Here is a 16,834-nt window from a genome sequence, read left to right as displayed (position 1 = left end):
CAATGGGTGCGAACAACAGGCGATGTTCAGCGTTCGCGCATGAAGAACCCGGCAACGAACTTGCGGAAGGTTTCCGGGCTCTTGAAATCGGCGTAGCGCTTGAAGTTCTCCGAGTCCGGCTCGGGGCCCAGCGGTTGCTCCAGTAGCGATATCGACAATACCCGGTCCTGATCCGAGGTCATCACCAACTCGTCTGCCAGCGCGCCGCCGATCACCGGCCGGCGCATCTGCACTTTCACACCCTTGCTGGCCATCCAGTCGACCAGCGACACCAACGCCTTGAGCGGCTCGCGCTCCTCGTCGCGGTACACGGGGAACAGGTGGGCGCGGGACAGCACGGGTACGCTGGCCACATGGATCAGCTCGTAGTAGTGGCTGCCGGCACTGGTCGGCGAGTACAGCATCAGTGCCAGCAGCGGTCCGCTGGTGCGGCTGCCGCCCCAGTACAAGTGATGCCCCTGGAAATCGAACCCGTCTTCGTTGCGGTTGTTGAACAGCTTGCGCCCCTTGATCTGATCGACGCAGTCAAGCAACAGGCCGTGCCGGCGGTGGTTGCCGAACACCTTGGCTTCGCGCAACCGCGCCTTGAGCATCATCATGTGCTTCATGTCCAGGCGGGTTTCCAGGTAGTTGCTGGCCGGCACCCGCTCCAGCAGCGGGTAGCGGCTTGCCACGCTGCGCAGTTCGGCAAACTGCCCGGTCAGGTCCTTCTTCAAGTGCGTGGCATACAGGTTCAGGCCACTGGTCTCGATCCAGGTCAGCAACAGCGCCAGCAGGCGCTGCTGTGCGCGTCGCTCGCTGCCTTCGCCACCGTCGCCAGCGCTGCTGGCACGGAAATCACCAATCAGCCGCAGGGGCGTGTCGGGTGGCAGCCAGGCGGCGGGTGGCGCGGGGTCGTTTTCGCGCTCGGCGGCTTCGCGCTCGTCTTTGCTGAAGGGGCAACCGGCCGCATGCTCGGCGGTCCCCGGGTTGTTCTTCAGGAACAACGTGCCGGTGTTGCCATTGAGCGTGACATTGAGCACCGGCAAGGCGTCGTTACGGCAATCGCAGGCCAGCCACTGGTTGGCATTGCGCACCTTCATCAGCAGCTGGTTGGCCTGCAGCAGGCGCGGGCCGCCCAGGGTGCCGGTGGCAAAGCCGACCAGCAGCTCTTCTTCGGCGGGGGTCAGGCTGCGCACCTGGGTCGCGGTTTTGTCGATGATTCGCATGAAGCAGCTCCAAGCTACGAGCCTCAAGCTTCAAGCAAAGCGCTGCCGCTTTCAACTGGCCGCTCGGTTACCGCCGAGTCGATGCTCCTGGGCAATGGGCACCGGTGCGGTGCCCTGTTGCCGGGAATCGGTCATGCAGGCGCAAAAGCGAGCGGTCAGAAGATGTAGTCCGTGGTCAGGAAACTGGACTGGCGATTGCGAATGATGTCGCTGATCAGTTCCTTGTTGGCGTCCTGGAAGCGTGTGGCGACCAAGGTACGGATCGAGAATACCCGCAAGGCATCATCCACCGACAACGTGCCTTCGGCGCTGTTCTTGCGGCCGTTGAACGGGTAGGTGTCAGGGCCACGCTGGCATTGCGCGTTGATGTTGATGCGCCCGACCTGGTTGGCGAATATATCGACCAGGCTGCCGATGGTCTGCGGGTCGTTGCCGAACAGGCTCAGTTGCTGGCCGTAGTCAGAGTCCAGCACATAGTCGATCACCGTTTGCAGGTCGCGGTAGGGCACCACCGGTACCAGCGGGCCGAACTGTTCTTCGTGGTACACCCGCATGCTGTGGTTGACCGGGTACAACAGCGCCGGGAAGAAGAACGAGCCGCGGCTGTGGCCGCCGCCTTCGTTGAGCACCTGGGCGCCCTTGGCCCTGGCATCGGCGACCAGGCCATCGAGGTAGTCGACCTTGCCGGGCTCGGGCAGGGGTGTCAGGGCCACCCCAGGTTCCCACGGCATGCCGGGCTTGAGCGCGGCCAGCTTGCGCTGGAACTTGTCGAGGAAGGCCTCGACCACGTCCTCGTGCACAAACAGGATCTTCAGGGCCGTGCAGCGCTGGCCGTTGAAGGACAGCGCACCGGTCACCGCTTCTTCGACCGCGTTGTCGAGGTCGACCTGCGGCAGCACGATGCCCGGGTTCTTGGCATCCAGGCCCAGGGCCGCGCGCAGGCGGTGCGGGCGTGGGTGCAGTTTTTTCAGGTCGCTGGCAGCCTTGTGCGTGCCGATGAAGGCGAACACGTCGACCTTGCCACTGGCCATCAGTGCGCTGACCGTTTCGCGGCCGCGCCCGTAGATGACGTTGATCACCCCAGGCGGGAAGCTGTCGCGGAACGCTTCGAGCAGCGGGCGGATCAGCAGCACGCCGAACTTGGCCGGTTTGAACACCACGGTGTTACCCATGATCAGCGCCGGGATCAGCGTGGTGAAGGTTTCGTTCAGCGGGTAGTTGTAGGGGCCCATGCACAGCGCCACGCCAAGCGGGGCCCGGCGAATCTGGCCCAGCGTGCCTTGTTCCAGTTCGAAGCGGCTGGAGCGGCGGTCGAGGTCTTTGAGGGCGTTGATGGTATCGACGATGTAGTCGCAGGTACGGTCGAATTCCTTTTCCGAGTCCTTGAGGTTCTTGCCGATCTCCCACATCAGCAACTTGACCACCGCCTGGCGCTGTTCGCGCATACGGGCGAGGAAGGTCTCCACGTGCTGGATACGCTCGGCCACCCGCATGTTCGGCCAGGCGCCACGGCCCTTGTCGTAGGCCTGCACGGCGGCATCGAGGGCGGTGAGGGCGGTATCGGCATCGAGCAAGGGTGCGCTGCCCAGTATGACCTGCTGTTCCTCGTCACCCTGCTTGAGCCACACGGGGCTGCGCACCGTGGCCAGCGGGCCTTCCCAGCGTCGCAGTTGCCCGTTGACCAGGTATTCGCGTTGTTCCAGTGGGCCCCCCAGGCGCCAGGTTTCCGGGATGCTATCAGCGGTGGGGAAGAGTGAATCGAGCAGACGGTCCATGGTTACTGCACCTCACGTTACAGGGCGGATTTCAAGCCAGGTGAATCGCTTCAGCACTGAGCATGCACCGGCGCCGGGAAAAACACCAGTGTGGTACACCCGTGAGCGCAGCGCCTGGTTGTTCGACCAGGCGCTGCGGATTGCTCAGAGCGCCAGGGTGAACAGTGCCTGGGCCGGGCGCATCAGGCCTTGCTGGCGCAGCGCCGGATCGGCGTCGAGCACGGCCAGCCGCCGCCAGAACTCCACGCGTGCATGCTGCGGTTGAGACTGGAATGGCTCCATGTCCAGCAATGCCCTGAGGTCACGGCGGTACGGCAGCGGCAGGCGCTGCCACAGCGCCGCTTCGTCGGGGCCTGTTTCGTCGAAGAAATCCAGGTAGTCGCTTTCGCTGACCAGCAGGTCGACCTGGTGCGCGGCGTTGTAGGCATCGATCTGAGCCCGCACGGGCGCGCCCAGCCACTCGCTTTCAAGGCGCAAGGCATCGGCGACAGGCCGGGTGACCGCGAAGTTTGCAGGCAGGTGCTGGAACTGGTTGGAAGCCAGGTCCAGCACGAACGGTTCGCTGATCTGGTCCAGGCCTTGCGGCAGCTCGACGAGGCTGCAACCGGACAGGAACAAGGTTTTCAGTTGCGCAAGATTGCGCAGGTCCGGTGCGCTGATCAGCGGGTTGTCCGACAGGTCCAGTTGCACCAGCCGCGTGTAGCGGTCCAGTGTTCGCTGGGCATTGGCATCCCAGGTAATGCGGTTGCTGTCCAGGTCCAGCCAGTGCAATTGCCACGGCTGGGGCAGGCGCGGTACACGGTCGAAGCGGCAATCCGACAGTATCAGGCGCTTGAGGTTGGGGAAGCGCTGCGCAAGCGTTGCCGGCAGGTGGCTCAACTCACTGTTCTGGCTGAGCGAAAGATGCTCGATATGAGCGAAATCATCCGGCAGCGCCAGGCTTGCCAGGTCCTCGTCGTTCAGCCCCAGGCCGGAAAGCTCAAGGCTGTACATGCGCCCCGTGGCGGCAAAAGGCAGGGTTGAAAGGCGCCGCCAGGCGTTGACCAATGGGCGTACCGCGGGCTGGCGCTGCGCTGCGCGCGCAGAGTCTGCCTGCACCCAGCGTTGCAGGTCACCGCGCAGGTCTTGCAGACGCTGGTGCAGATCGCGCAGGCGTTGGGTGGTCGAGCTCAGGTCGTCGGCCAATGGCTCGTCCTCGTCATGGCCCAGCCAGGCCTGGATTTCGGCATCGCTGGCATTGGGGTAGATCCGCCGATAAGCGCCTTCTACCGAACCGGTTTGCCGGGGCTCAGGCGCAAGCGGCGCCAGCGGGCGACCGCCGCGCAAGCCACCCGTTGGCCTGGGCCGCACGGCCCGCGGCCCCCACAGGCGCTGTGGCAGGGTCTGCCGGTGTTCGGCAACCCAGCCCAGCAGGTGCTCGCGTAAGGCATTGCCGTCGGCAGCCGTACCCAGGGATTGCCGGGCATGCGCAGGCAGCGCCTGCGCCACTGCACGGCAAAGGTCACGATCCCGTTTTGCCGGGGCAGGTCGCTGACCCAGGTCAGCTTCGTAGCCTTCGGCCGACTTGATGACCCGGCTGTGCAGGCTGGCGTGTTCACTGCCAACCCGTGCCAGCAGCGGCCCTTGAGGGCTGGCTGCGCGCAGTTGCAGGCTCAGGTCGCGGGGCCAGCCTGGCAGAGCGTCGAGTGCACTGAACAACAACCGTTCGCTGTCGTCATTGGCAAACGCCGGTTGCACCACACCCTCGAGGGCACGCACCAGCGGCAATTCACTGTCCAGCTGTCGCAGCTGCATGCCAAACCACGCAGGGAGCTTGCCATGCGCTTGCCAGGCAGCGGTGTCGGCGGCGTTCAAGCGCATCAGCATGCGCCGGGCCAGGATGGACGTTAGCCGTGGGTAGGTGTCGAGCAACTGCTGCACCGCCGGCGCTACCGCGCCATTACCCTGGTAAAGATGCCGGAAAAGCCCAGGCGGTGCGCTGTCGCCAAGGGCCTGCACCGCGGCTTGCGCATTCAGGCGTTGCAGGGTGTCGAGCAGCAGCGGGGGCGGTGGCAGCCCTTCGACATGCACCTGGCGCAGCTGCTCGCTGTCGATGCCGCAGATGCGGCCGGCTTGTTCGACCTGCTCTGGGGTAAAGGCGGCATAGGCCTCGCCCAGGCGGCGTATGCTTGTCTCCAGCGCCCAATCACCGGGTTGCTCGTGTTCGCCGCGCCAGGCGCCTTGGGTGTTGTGCTCCAGTGGCGGCTGCCAGGCTTCGGCTGCTTGCGGATGAACGATGCGCCATTGTTGCCGGGCGTCATCGAAGCGTTGTTCGTAGAGGTGGCGGTCCATGCGGATGAACAGGCGCCCCTCATGCAGGTACTGGCCCTGGGCATTGGCATGCACGTCGGCCGGCAGTTGCACGTCACTGCGGTAAGGTGCCAGGTCCTGGTTCCACAGCCGGTAGCGCCCATCATTGCTGCGCACCTCCTGCAAGCTGTCCATCAAGGGGCTGTCGAACAGTTTGGGCAGCGCCTGGCCCGCCGCCACGAAGCCACCGAGCAGGGCCAGGTTCAGGCCAATCGCTTCGAGGTGTCGCAGGGCCAGCTGGCGGTCGCCTGCTTGCCAGTCCTCGTAGCCTTCCACCACTTCACCCAGCAGTTGGCAGGCGGTCACCGCCAGCATCAAGGTGCCGACACCGGGCACGAAGAATGCGGCGGCATTGAGCGCGTCCCAGCCCAGGTTTTCCCACGCTTCGAGCCGCCTGGCCCTGGCGCTGGCGTCCGCTGCTGCGGTGGGCACGGCCAGCAGGCTGGCCTCATGCTTGAGACGCAGCAGATACTGGTCATGGCAGTAGCCGAACGGTTCGCTCGTGATCGCCTGGCGGGTCAGGCGCAGGTCAGCCTGCGCTGCGCGTGGCCATGGGCGGTCGAAGGCGGTGTTGCCGGCCGCATCCAGGTTCTGCTGCAGCATGTCGAAGAAGTGCGCCTGTTCATCCTGCCGGATGTAGGCGGCGAATGCCTGGCGTTCAGCGGGTTCCACCAGCAGGGTTGCCAGTGTGGCGTGCACCGCCGCCAGGTCACTGCACGGGTGCAGGGCCGGTTCGTGGCCCGGCATATGCAACACCAGCCCGTGCGCGCCGGCATCGATCAGCATGACCTCGTGCAGGGTGATGCCGAACAGCGCCAGCTGCCAACATTGCACGGGGTGCCCTTGCAGCAGCCGCTGGATTTCGTCCCGTGAGGCCCCGTCCAGCAGGTGCCGCAGGTAGGCCAGGTCGGCGGCCAGGCGCAAGCGTGCTTGCTGCGCGCGCACAGCCAGTGCCCGGGTTTCGGGCCGGGCCAACTGCTGGTCCAGGTGGGTCTGGTAGGTGCCGCCCAGGTCCAGCTCCCGGCACAGCGCCGCGAATGCCTGGGGTGCCAGCGGCAGGCGCTTCACCAGATAGCGCTCGGACCGCAGGGTGAAATGTGCTGGGGGCGCTTGCATGCCAATCGGTACCGTGCCGGGTACTTCAACTGCAACCACCTGTATATCACTACCCAGGGCAATGGCACTTTCGGGGGTGAAGGTTTCATCATCGGCGAAGTTCTGCAGGGCAGCCTGCAGCAGGCTATCGCGACGATGGCTGTAAAGATGACGCAGCCCCAGCCAATGCCAATCATGCTCGACCCGCAGTAGTTGGGTATGGAGCAAGGGCGTGTCCAGCCCATGTTCTGCCAGGCGGCCTTTTAGCAGTGGCTCGGCAAACTCACTGATCTGCTTGAGCCCTTTAAGCGCCTTTGCCAACGCTGCTTGCGCACGCAGCAACTGGTTCTGGCTGGCGCAAACCGCCTCGCGCAGGTCGGGTGCGGCATTGTCGAACCAGTCCTGCAACTGCCACGGGGCATGTTGACTGGCCTGAAAAGCGCCCCATTGCCCGGGGTTGGCACGGCGTGCCCAATGCGGCAGTTGTGCCGCGAGCAGGGCGTGGTGTGGATTGTTGCCTATCATGATGATGCACCTCTTTATGCAAAGAAGGCATCAAACGCCAGTTATCGATAGCGAAGTGGTAACCGGTTATCGTGATGTCGGCACGCTTATAGCAATCTGTCGCAACTTAACGCAGTGGCGGCAGGAAATTTGACGCCAGAATAATTCAGACAAATACCAGCCAAGTGCCACTTGCCAAAGTGATTTCGCCCACCTTAAATTGTTACTGAATGTGAAGTTACTGTGCGACCTAACCTTTGAATATCAATGGGTTAGATGTTTTTTCGCTGTTTATCTGTCTTGTTCCGATACACCCTGGCACTTCAAAGGACGTGGAAGAAGAAATGAAAGCGACCTTGACCGCAGCGGCGCGAAAATTCATATCGCCCTCCACCCGTTACGAAATCAGACAGTTGGGCAGCCAAGTGCGTGAGGTAATGGCGCGCGCCTGTTTGTGGCGCTGGGAAGTTGCCAGGTTTCGGCTGCAACAGGAAAGCCCTTACGAGATCCTTTACATCGGCCGCAAGCACCAACGGGAAATGGCCAAGCTGCTGATTGGCGGCAAGGGGCAGGGCAGTGCGGCGATCGTGGAAAGCGCCAGTGCCAGCGCACCTGCCGACCATGTGGTGCTGATCAGCGAAATGCCCACTACCGGCGCGCTATCGGTGCCGCACTATCTGAGCGCCGTGGTGCCACTCGGGCGCCCCCTGGAAGACATCACCGCGCGCTACGACAGTGAACTGCGGCGCAGCATTCGCAAGAACCGCCCGCTTTACCAGATGCGTCAGGCACTTGCCGATGATGAAATTGCCATGGCCGACCGTGAGCTGTTGCGGCCGTACGCGACTGCCAGGCAGGGCATTCATGCGGCGCAGTTTCCCACCGACGAAGTGTTCCGCATTGCCCAGAGTGTCGGGCGGCTCGACCTGATTACCTGCGGCGATGAGGTTATCGGCTGCCACCTCGGCTGCGAGGTGGTGCGCGATGGCAAGCGTTACTGGAGCACCTTGCGCTTCGGCTATTGCGAAGCGGTGTTTTCAGACGCCAGGAAGTTGCGCGAAGTGAACTCGATCACCACCTTCATGGCCTTGGAATGGGCGCTGGAACACGGCTTCGATTATTACGACATCGGCCTGTGCCTGGCGCGCCCGGACGACGGCTTGCTGAAGTGGAAGCGGCGGCGTGGGGGCGACATCGATTCGTTGGGCAACCATGCTTACCTGTTCGTGCGGCTGCCAAAGACCGGTACGGCGAAGTTTCTGTGGGACACGCCCATGTTTGCAATGGAAGGCGACAAACTGACCCTGCACCTGGGCCTGCCAGCAGGCCCCAGCGATGACGAAGTTGCCAGCCGCTACCATGAGATGGTGTTCGGCGGCCTGCACAAGATCTACCTCTACGGCGACAACGCCACTGGCGAAACCTTCGTGCAAGCCCTGCGCAACCGCTACGCCAACCAGCAGTCTCCCCCCATCATGCAGCGCGTCATGTGCAGTTGAAGGGGCGCACGGATGCGTTGAGTCATCCTATTGCGCCATGCGCTGAACCTCGCCATCAAGGGGACGCTTCATGACAAGCGACATCTCGCAGTTCAATGCTTCGCCGGCCGCTGCGCCACGCAGCTGGACCCTGGCTGCCTACCGTTACATCGCACGCAAACGGCTGGGCAGAACCCCGCCAATCGACGTCAAGAGCCTTGCCAGCAAAAGTTGGGACATCGCCCCGGGCGAGACCACGGTGTCGCCACCGGCCATTTACCTGCCGGGGCAGTTGGAGCGGGTCACCGGATGGGAAGGCAAGCGGTTCTACCCCTACGTGCACCCGGCGCGCACCATGGAGGGTGGTATCAGTGCGCTGCAAGGGCCGACCCGTGGTTACCTGATCAAGGATGTCTGGCTGGTCGACGGGGCGTTGTACAAGGGTAAGGCCAGCCACTGGCTGTCGCAGAAGCCGAACACCTTCCCGCGCATTGTGGTGGACCATGAAATCGACCGCGCTGCCATCTACTGCACGCAGAATGGCAACTCGTGGTTCGGTACCTGGCTGATGGAGGATTGCCCCACGTATGCGCTGGCCTGCAACGAGGGTGTGCCGGTGACCACGGCACCGTCGGCCAGGTACCCCTTGTTCACCCAGGCACCGGCCTACGAAGACTGGTTGGACATGCAGCCGCTGCGCCTGCGCAGTGCGTTTTTCCGGGAGCTGGTGCTGTTCGACGACCAGAGCAACAACCGCAGCCGGCATGCCCGCTACCGTGCCATGGGCGACAAGCTGTTGGCGCATGTCGCCCATGCGCCGCACCCGGGGGTGTTCCTGCTGCGCGGCGGTGATGGTGACCTGCGCCTGCTGCGCAACGAGCTGGCGCTTGCCGAGCACCTGCGGGTTACACGGGGTTTTCGCATCGTCAACCCGCTCAAGTCGGATGTGCCTAGCATCATCGCCGCCTGTGCCGGGGCCAAGGTGGTGATTGGGGTGGAGGGTAGCCAACTGGTGCATGGCGTGAATGTGCTGCAGCCCGGTGGCTGCCTGCTGACGCTGCAGCCGCCGAACCGCTTCGTCAGCTACTACAAGTACCTGACCGACCGGGATCAGCAACACTTCGGCTTCGTGGTCGGCCTGCCGGAAGGCGACGGGTTCAGGGTCGATATCGGTGAAGTGGAACGCACCCTGGACCTGTTCCCGCAATAACTGTGTAGTATCCAGGCACACGGCAACTGGGGATGGCAATGCTCGAGGTATCACGGTTCTGGCGCGACCCTGCGCTACCCTTTGTCGAGGCCCGCAAGGTAGGCGACGGGCGCCAGGTGTGCTACGCCGCGCACTCCCACGAAAGTTTTTCCATTGGGGTGATCACCGGTGGGCGTAGCACTTACCTCAATGGCGATCAGCGCCATGAGGTTGCGGCGGGCACTACCGTCCTGATGAACCCTGGGGTCGTGCATACCTGCAACCCGATTGCAGGGGAGCCGTGGTCCTATCTGATGCTGTTCGTCGACTGGCCGTGGCTGCAGGCGCTGGGGTTCACCTTGCCGGTGCAGACACTCAGCACCTCTGCCGTGCTGTACCAGCGGCTGTTGCAGGCTTTTGCCGAGCTGTTCGATGCCAGTGTGCCGGACCGCGAGGCGCGCCTGGCCACGCTGTTCCGCGAATTGCCCGCCCTGCTGCAGGGCAGCGCGCAGGCCGCCGAAGTGCGTAACCCACGGCTGGAGGCCGCAGCCGCGTTCATCCGTGCCCATCGCTGCGATGCACTGCGGCTTGAGGATATCTGTGCTGCCTGTGGCCTTTCGCGTTCCTACCTGATCCGCGCGTTTGGCCGACACTTCGGGCTGACCCCCCACGGCTATCTGCTCGACCAGCGCGTGCAACTGGCGCGGGCGCACCTGCGCCAAGGGCGGGCTATCGCCGAGGTGGCACAAGCAGCCGGTTTCGCCGACCAGGCGCACTTGCAGCGCGCCTTCAAGCAGCACCTGGCGGCAACACCGGGGCATTACCGCAATGCTGGCGCCCGCGGTTGCACGCCTGCATAGGCCAGCGTCTGCCGCCAAAGGCGGGCCCGGGCCGGTCTCAGATCACCAGGTAAAGCGCACTGCCGACCAGCAGCACGGCCAACCCTCGGTTGAGCAGGCGCATATGCCGCGGGTTGCCCAGGTACTGGCGGATAACGCTGCCGGCCCAGGCCCAGCAGGCTACCGAAATGAAACAGATAGGCCCGTAGATCCAGGTGAACAGCCACAGCAGCTGCTGCTCGCCGCCCGTGTAGGCGCCAACCCCGGCCACCGCTGCCAACCAGGCCTTGGGGTTGAGCCACTGCATGGCGGCGCCGTGCCAGGCCGACGGTGCCTGCTCGGGGTGCGTGCTGCCCAGCTCGCCGCTGTCACTGGCCAGTTTCCATGCCATGTACAGCAGGAACGCCACACCGCCCCAGTGCAACAGCAGGCCCAGCACCGGCCAGCGCACCAGCAGTTGGTGCAGGCCCAGGCCGACCAGCACCAGCAACACACAGAAGCCCAGCGTGGCGCCGGTCACATGGCCCAGGCTGGCCCGCAGGCCATGGCGGGCACCGCTGCCGAGCGCGACGATGTTGACCGGGCCAGGGGAGATGGAAGCCGCCAGTGCGAAGGCGGCCATGGAGAGGGACAAGCTCATGAAGGCGATCCATTTTGTTGTGAGGCGGCTATGCTGGCCGGTCGCGCGGTGGGGTGTATTGAACGAAAGTACCCGCACCAGGCGACCCGTCGAAATGCGCGCCCAGCGGCCGGCCTCATTCCGCCCGCCGGCCTGTTACAGGTTTTGTAATAGTTTTACGCTGTCGGACAATCCTGATGTCCTTGTAGCATCATTCTCCCTAATTGTTATCAAGGTCTATATGAGCACCTTCGCGGAGCCCCCCAGTTCGTGGCCGTCCTGGCCAAACCTTCCCCGTCCTCGTGACGCTGCCCTCGTGAGTACCCGCTAATGGAATGGCTAGCCGATCCTACTGCCTGGCTAGGCCTGTTGACGCTTATCGTCCTCGAGCTGGTGCTGGGTATCGACAACCTGGTGTTCATCGCCATCCTGGCGGACAAGCTGCCCCCGCATCAACGCGACCGTGCCCGGGTCATTGGCCTGAGCCTGGCGCTGATCATGCGTCTGGGCCTGCTGGCCAGCATTTCCTGGATGGTCACCCTCACGGCACCGCTGTTCGAGGTGTTCGGCAAGAGCTTCTCCGGCCGTGACCTGATCATGCTGTTCGGTGGTGTGTTCCTGCTGTTCAAGGCCACCATGGAGTTGCATGAACGCCTGGAAGGGCATGTGACCCAAGCCAGCGGCACCTTGCGTCATGCTGCGTTCTGGCCAATCGTCGCGCAAATCGTGGTGCTGGATGCGGTGTTCTCGCTGGACGCCGTGATCACTGCGGTGGGTATGGTCGAGCACCTGTCGGTGATGATGATCGCGGTGATTTTCTCGATCGGCATCATGATCGTTGCCAGCAAGCCGCTGACCCGCTTCGTCAACGCCCACCCCACGGTGATCATGCTGTGCCTGGGCTTCCTGATGATGATCGGTTTCAGCCTGACCGCCGAAGGCCTGGGCTTCCACATACCCAAAGGCTATCTGTACGCGGCCATTGGCTTCTCGATCCTGATCGAGCTGTTCAACCAGCTGGCGCGCGCCCGGCGCAAGCGCAGCCTGCAGCAGCACAAGCCGCTGCGTGAGCGCACTGCGCATGCCGTGCTGCGCCTGCTGGGCGGCCGCCGCGTCGAAGCTGACGAGGTGGGCGAGGAAATCGCCGACCTGGTCGAGGGTGGCGAAGAACAGGTGCTGTTCGACCGTCGCGAGCGGGTGATGATCAGCGGCGTGCTGAACCTGGCCGAGCGGCCGATTCGCACGGTGATGACCGCACGTACCGAGGTCGATGTGATTGACCTGGCGCAGCCGCCCGAGGCCATTGCCCAGGCCTTGGCCAACTCGCCGTATTCGCGCCTGCCGCTGATACGCGGCGGCCGAATCGACGAGCCGTTGGGCTTCGTGCACAAGAAAGAGCTGCTCAAGGAGGTGCTGTCGGGTAACCAGCCCGACCTGGAAGGCATGGCCCGGGTACCGCTGAACCTGCTGGAAAGCTTCAGTATCCTCAACGCCCTGGAGCAGATGCGCGGCCAGTCCACGCACATTGCCTTCGTGGTCAACGAGTTCGGTGACTTCACCGGCCTGCTGACCATGACCGACATCCTGGAGTCGATCGCTGGCGAATTGCCGGATGCCAGCGAGGTTGACGGCCCTGGCATCGTGCAGGAAGGTGAGGGTTTCGTAGTCAGTGGTGCCTTGAACCTCAGCCAGGTGCAGGCGCGTACCGGCTTCAGCGCCCGGGCCACCGAGGACTATCAGACCCTCGCCGGGCTGGTGATGAGCCTGCTTGACCGCCTGCCAATGGTGGGTGATCAGTTGCGCTGGAATGGTTGGACGCTGACCGTGGAGGCGATCGAAGAACGGCGGGTAAGGCAGGTGCGGCTTACACCGAACGGCGACGCTGACGCAGCAGGTGCTTGAAACCTTCGAGCACCAGCACCAGCACGGCGGCCCAGATCGGCAGGTATGTCAACCACTGGTCCGGGCCGATGGTTTCGCCCAGCAGCAACGCCACGCCCACCAGCAGCACGGGCTCGACGTAGCTGAGCAGGCCGAACAGGCTGAACGGCAACAAGCGGCTGGCCAGCACGTAGGCGATCAGGGCGCAGGCGCTGATCGCCCCCAGCAGCGGAATCAGCGCATACAGCCCTGGGTGCGCCTGCAGGTCAGCGCTGGAAAGCGGCCCCTGCATCACGAAATACAGCGCCCAGGGCAGCAGCAGGCACATGTCGCACCACAAGCCACCCAGGTGGTCGGTGCCGCAGCGCCGGCGCAGTACGAAATAGACGGGGTAGCCGGTCACCACCACCAGGGTTTCCCAGGCGAAACTGCCATGCTGGTAGAGTTCGTGGCCCACACCCAGTGCGGCGCAGGCCACGGCCACTGCCTGCAGGCGTGACAGGCGCTCGCCGTACACCAGCCGCCCGGTCAGGACCATGGCCAGCGGCAGCAGGAAGTAGCCCATCGACACTTCCAGGCTGCGCCCGTGCAGGGGCGCCCACAGGAACAGCCACAATTGCACCCCCATCAGCCACGAAGTGCCGAGCATGCCGAGCAGTAGCACCGGCGTGCGGCGCACGCGCCCCAGCAATTGGCCGACGCGTTTCCAGTCTTTCGAAACCAGCATGAACAAGGTCAGGCAGGGCAGGGTCAGCAGCGTGCGCCAGCCGAATATCTCTTCGCCATCGAGTGGCCTGAGCAACGAGGTATAGAAGTACATCACGGCGAACATGCAGGACGCCACGACGGATGAAACAATGCCTTTTGACACGAATGCCTCGAATACAGGAGTGGAGCGGTAAGGTCAGCCGCCAATGATCTCAGGGGGCGCGGCTTGCGGCAACCGCGAGGCGCCGGGGCGGGTGGCCAGCGCTTCGAGAAACTGCTGTGCAGGCATGGGCCTGGCGAACAGGTAGCCTTGCTGATAGTCCACGCCATGGCTAGCCAGGTAATCGCGCTGCGTTTCGGTTTCCACGCCTTCGGCGACAATGCCCAGGCCCAGTTTGGCTGACAATTCGATGATGGTTTCCAGGATATGCACCGACAGCGCATCGGCACCGATCATGGCCACGAAGCGCTGGTCGATCTTCAGGTAATCGACCTTGAACTGAAGCAGGTAGTTGAGGCTGGACTGGCCGGTACCAAAGTCGTCCAGTGCGATCTTCACCCCCATGGCATCGAGCTTTTCGAACAGCTCGAGCGCCACGGGCGTGGGTTCGATGAGCTTGCGCTCGGTCAGCTCCAGGGTCAGCACCACCCGGCCTGGGGGAAAGTGCTGCAGGAACGTGCGGCAGTCCTCCAGCAAAGTCAGGTCGCGGCAGTGGTCGGCCGTGATGTTGATGCCGACGTGGAAGCCGTCCTCCAGCAGCGTTGCATAGGGCGCCAGGGCTTGCGCAGTGTGCATCATCAGTGCCCGGGTCATGGCCACGATCTGCCCGCTGTGCTCTGCGTAGGGGATGAACAGGTCTGGGCGTACCAGCCCCTCTTGAGGGTGGTTCCAGCGCATCAACACTTCGACGCCGGCCCAGCGGTAATCACCCTTGCGCACCACCGGCTGAAAGTACGGCAGGAATTCGTCGGCCTCCAGCGCCCGCCTCAGCTCGGCGCGGGGTGAGTTGGCGCGGCGCACCTGCCAGTGGCATACCAGGCCTGCGATCACGCCCAGCACCAGCAGCATGCCGAGCAGGGCAGGGTAATGGCTGCGCCACAGGCGGCTTTGCTCTGCGGCGCTGTACCCGCCCTGTACGCTCAGCGGATAACGCGTGGAGGCCAGCAGCACATTGGCGTGATCAGCGGCCGGCGGCTGGCCATGGTGCACGATGCCGTCCTTGCCCATCCAGGCGTCGCCGACGCGGATGTACAGCGCTTCGTCGGCGCCTATCAGGCGCAGCGCCGTCAGCAGGTGATCGCCGTCGACCGTGCTGATCGCACCGTGGTCCCCTTGGCTGGCCCTGTACACCAACAGTGGGTGGCCGGGGGTGACCGAGTTGCCATCCATCAGCCACAGTTTGCCATCGACATAGTCGGCGGGATTGACTGGCTCATCGAATGCGCCGAACAGCGACGTGCAATAAATGCTGTTGTGCCTGAACAGGTTGGTGGAGCGCACGAAGGCGTTGCGCGTGACCTGGGTGCGCAACAGCAACTGGGCTTGCTCGCAGGGGACATCGGTGTGCGCCAGCAAGCTGTCGGCGGCGCTCGACAGGTTGTCGAGGATATGTTCGATATGGCCGAGCACCTGCTGCGTGGTGGTGTGGCTGCTGGCCTTCATTTCCCGTTCGATCTGCCAGTGCATGATCGCCAGGCCGCTCACTACCGGCACCATACCGACCACCAGCGGTAACAGGGTGCGCCAACTGAAGACGCTGCGGTGTTTGGCTGTAAGGGGCATGCTGGGTGGCTACGTTGAAAGGCTACGCTGAAGGGTTAACAGAGCATAGCCGTTAGTCGGGCAGGGGCCTTAACAAAAACGCGACAAAGGCATTTACGCAATGTAGAATCGGTTTACGAATAAAACAATAAGGTCCTTCAGTGCCGAAGGATCAAGCCCGCCGAGAATGGGTCCATATGACATACCATGGGTTCAAGCTGATCATAGGTGACTTCCTCGCCCGCAGCGTGCGAGGTATCCCGTGCGCCCCGCCATTTCTGTTCCGCATCCCACGCAATCACTAATTTTTAGCTGCAGATGAGGACACGAACATGGCTGATATCTTCGAAAATCCAATGGGCCTGATGGGCTTCGAGTTCATCGAACTGGCGGCCCCGGCCCCTGGCGTACTGGAGCCGGTATTCCAGATGCTGGGCTTCACCAAGGTCGCGACCCACCGTTCCAAGAATGTGCACCTGTATCGGCAGGGTGGCATCAACCTGATTCTGAACAACGAACCCAAAAGCATCGCATCGTATTTTGCCGCGGAGCATGGCCCATCGGTATGTGGCATGGCCTTCCGTGTGCGCAATGCCCATGAGGCCTATGCCCGTGCGCTGGAGCTGGGCGCGCAGCCGGTAGAAATCGAAACTGGCCCGATGGAACTGCGCCTGCCGGCGATCAAGGGCATTGGCGGTGCGCCGCTGTACCTGATCGACCGTTTCGAGGAAGGCAGCTCGATCTACGACATCGACTTCAACTTCATCGAGGGTGTCGACCGCCACCCGGTCGGTGCCGGCCTCAAGGTCATCGACCACCTCACCCACAACGTTTACCGCGGGCGCATGGCCTACTGGGCGGGCTTCTACGAGAAGCTGTTCAACTTCCGTGAAATCCGCTACTTCGACATCAAGGGTGAGTACACCGGCCTGACCTCCAAGGCGATGACCGCCCCGGATGGCATGATCCGCATTCCGCTCAACGAAGAGTCGTCGAAAGGTGCCGGGCAGATCGAGGAGTTCCTGATGCAGTTCAACGGTGAGGGCATCCAGCACGTTGCCTTCCTGACCGATGACCTGCTCAAGACCTGGGACGCGCTGAAGGGGTTCGGCATGCGCTTCATGACGGCGCCGCCACAAACCTATTACGAAATGCTCGAAGAGCGCCTGCCCGGCCATGGCGAGCCGGTCGATCAGTTGCAGGCGCGGGGTATCCTGCTCGATGGTGCCTCGCAGCCGGAAGACAAGCGCCTGCTGCTGCAGATTTTCTCGGAAACCCTGCTCGGGCCGGTGTTCTTCGAGTTCATCCAGCGTAAAGGCGACGACGGGTTTGGTGAAGGCAACTTCAAGGCCCTGTTCGAATCCATCGAGCGTGACCAGGTGCGTCGCGGCGTGCTGAGCACCGACTGACACGCTGGTAGTGGCGCC

Annotated in this window: 11 protein-coding genes; 5 read left to right on the top strand and 6 right to left on the bottom strand. The window is 63.4% G+C overall.

Translation table 11 applies throughout. The features are described from left to right. Positions 1 to 26: 26 nt before the first annotated feature. The 3 genes from DMX12_RS09640 to DMX12_RS09630 all read right to left on the bottom strand — a co-directional run bounded on the left by DMX12_RS09640 (position 27) and on the right by DMX12_RS09630 (position 6,952). On the bottom strand, positions 27 to 1,208 hold the full coding sequence (locus DMX12_RS09640) for a hypothetical protein (RefSeq protein ID WP_110677249.1): 1,182 nt from the start codon (positions 1,206 to 1,208) through the stop codon (positions 27 to 29). A 155-nt stretch (positions 1,209 to 1,363) separates the two neighbouring features. Then, on the bottom strand, positions 1,364 to 2,983 hold the full coding sequence (locus DMX12_RS09635) for an NADP-dependent glyceraldehyde-3-phosphate dehydrogenase (protein ID WP_029887123.1): 1,620 nt from the start codon (positions 2,981 to 2,983) through the stop codon (positions 1,364 to 1,366). A 144-nt stretch (positions 2,984 to 3,127) separates the two neighbouring features. Continuing rightward, positions 3,128 to 6,952, bottom strand: coding sequence for a dermonecrotic toxin domain-containing protein (locus tag DMX12_RS09630; RefSeq protein ID WP_110677248.1), 3,825 nt, complete (start codon positions 6,950 to 6,952; stop codon positions 3,128 to 3,130). A 323-nt stretch (positions 6,953 to 7,275) separates the two neighbouring features. On the opposite strand from DMX12_RS09630, the gene DMX12_RS09625 reads away from it, so the two are divergent. The 3 genes from DMX12_RS09625 (at position 7,276) to DMX12_RS09615 (ending at position 10,458) form a co-directional block, all read left to right on the top strand. Continuing rightward, complete coding sequence (locus DMX12_RS09625; protein WP_009685564.1) at positions 7,276 to 8,430, top strand: hypothetical protein; 1,155 nt, start codon at positions 7,276 to 7,278, stop codon at positions 8,428 to 8,430. Between the two features lie 70 nt (positions 8,431 to 8,500). Then, positions 8,501 to 9,619, top strand: a complete 1,119-nt coding sequence (locus DMX12_RS09620) for a glycosyltransferase 61 family protein (protein WP_110677246.1) — start codon at positions 8,501 to 8,503, stop codon at positions 9,617 to 9,619. A 38-nt stretch (positions 9,620 to 9,657) separates the two neighbouring features. Continuing rightward, complete coding sequence (locus DMX12_RS09615) at positions 9,658 to 10,458, top strand: AraC family transcriptional regulator (protein WP_110677310.1); 801 nt, start codon at positions 9,658 to 9,660, stop codon at positions 10,456 to 10,458. 37 nt (positions 10,459 to 10,495) lie between these two features. Here DMX12_RS09615 and DMX12_RS09610 read toward each other — a convergent pair whose 3' ends face one another. Further along, positions 10,496 to 11,077 (bottom strand): LysE family translocator, encoded by a 582-nt coding sequence (locus DMX12_RS09610; protein ID WP_110677244.1) that lies wholly within the window; start codon positions 11,075 to 11,077, stop codon positions 10,496 to 10,498. Between the two features lie 309 nt (positions 11,078 to 11,386). Between DMX12_RS09610 and DMX12_RS09605 the strand changes: the two genes are divergently transcribed. Beyond that, positions 11,387 to 12,958, top strand: coding sequence for a TerC family protein (locus DMX12_RS09605; RefSeq protein ID WP_054903822.1), 1,572 nt, complete (start codon positions 11,387 to 11,389; stop codon positions 12,956 to 12,958). Here DMX12_RS09605 and rarD read toward each other — a convergent pair. Both rarD and DMX12_RS09595 read right to left on the bottom strand, forming a co-directional pair. Then, complete coding sequence (gene rarD / locus DMX12_RS09600; RefSeq protein ID WP_029887129.1) at positions 12,921 to 13,808, bottom strand: EamA family transporter RarD; 888 nt, start codon at positions 13,806 to 13,808, stop codon at positions 12,921 to 12,923. The genes DMX12_RS09605 and rarD overlap by 38 nt on opposite strands. 33 nt (positions 13,809 to 13,841) lie before the next feature. Beyond that, the gene (locus tag DMX12_RS09595) at positions 13,842 to 15,428 is read right to left on the bottom strand and encodes an EAL domain-containing protein (RefSeq protein WP_110677242.1); all 1,587 of its coding nucleotides are present in this window, start codon (positions 15,426 to 15,428) and stop codon (positions 13,842 to 13,844) included. 311 nt (positions 15,429 to 15,739) lie between these two features. Between DMX12_RS09595 and hppD the strand changes: the two genes are divergently transcribed. Beyond that, on the top strand, positions 15,740 to 16,816 hold the full coding sequence (gene hppD / locus DMX12_RS09590; RefSeq protein ID WP_009685557.1) for a 4-hydroxyphenylpyruvate dioxygenase: 1,077 nt from the start codon (positions 15,740 to 15,742) through the stop codon (positions 16,814 to 16,816). Positions 16,817 to 16,834 lie beyond the last annotated feature (18 nt).

The sequence above is a fragment of the Pseudomonas sp. MB-090624 genome (assembly GCF_003205245.1).
Taxonomy (GTDB): Bacteria; Pseudomonadota; Gammaproteobacteria; order Pseudomonadales; family Pseudomonadaceae; genus Aquipseudomonas; species Aquipseudomonas juntendi.
The sequence above is the reverse complement of the archived record's forward strand: the minus strand, read 5'-3'. Positions and strand labels throughout refer to the sequence as shown.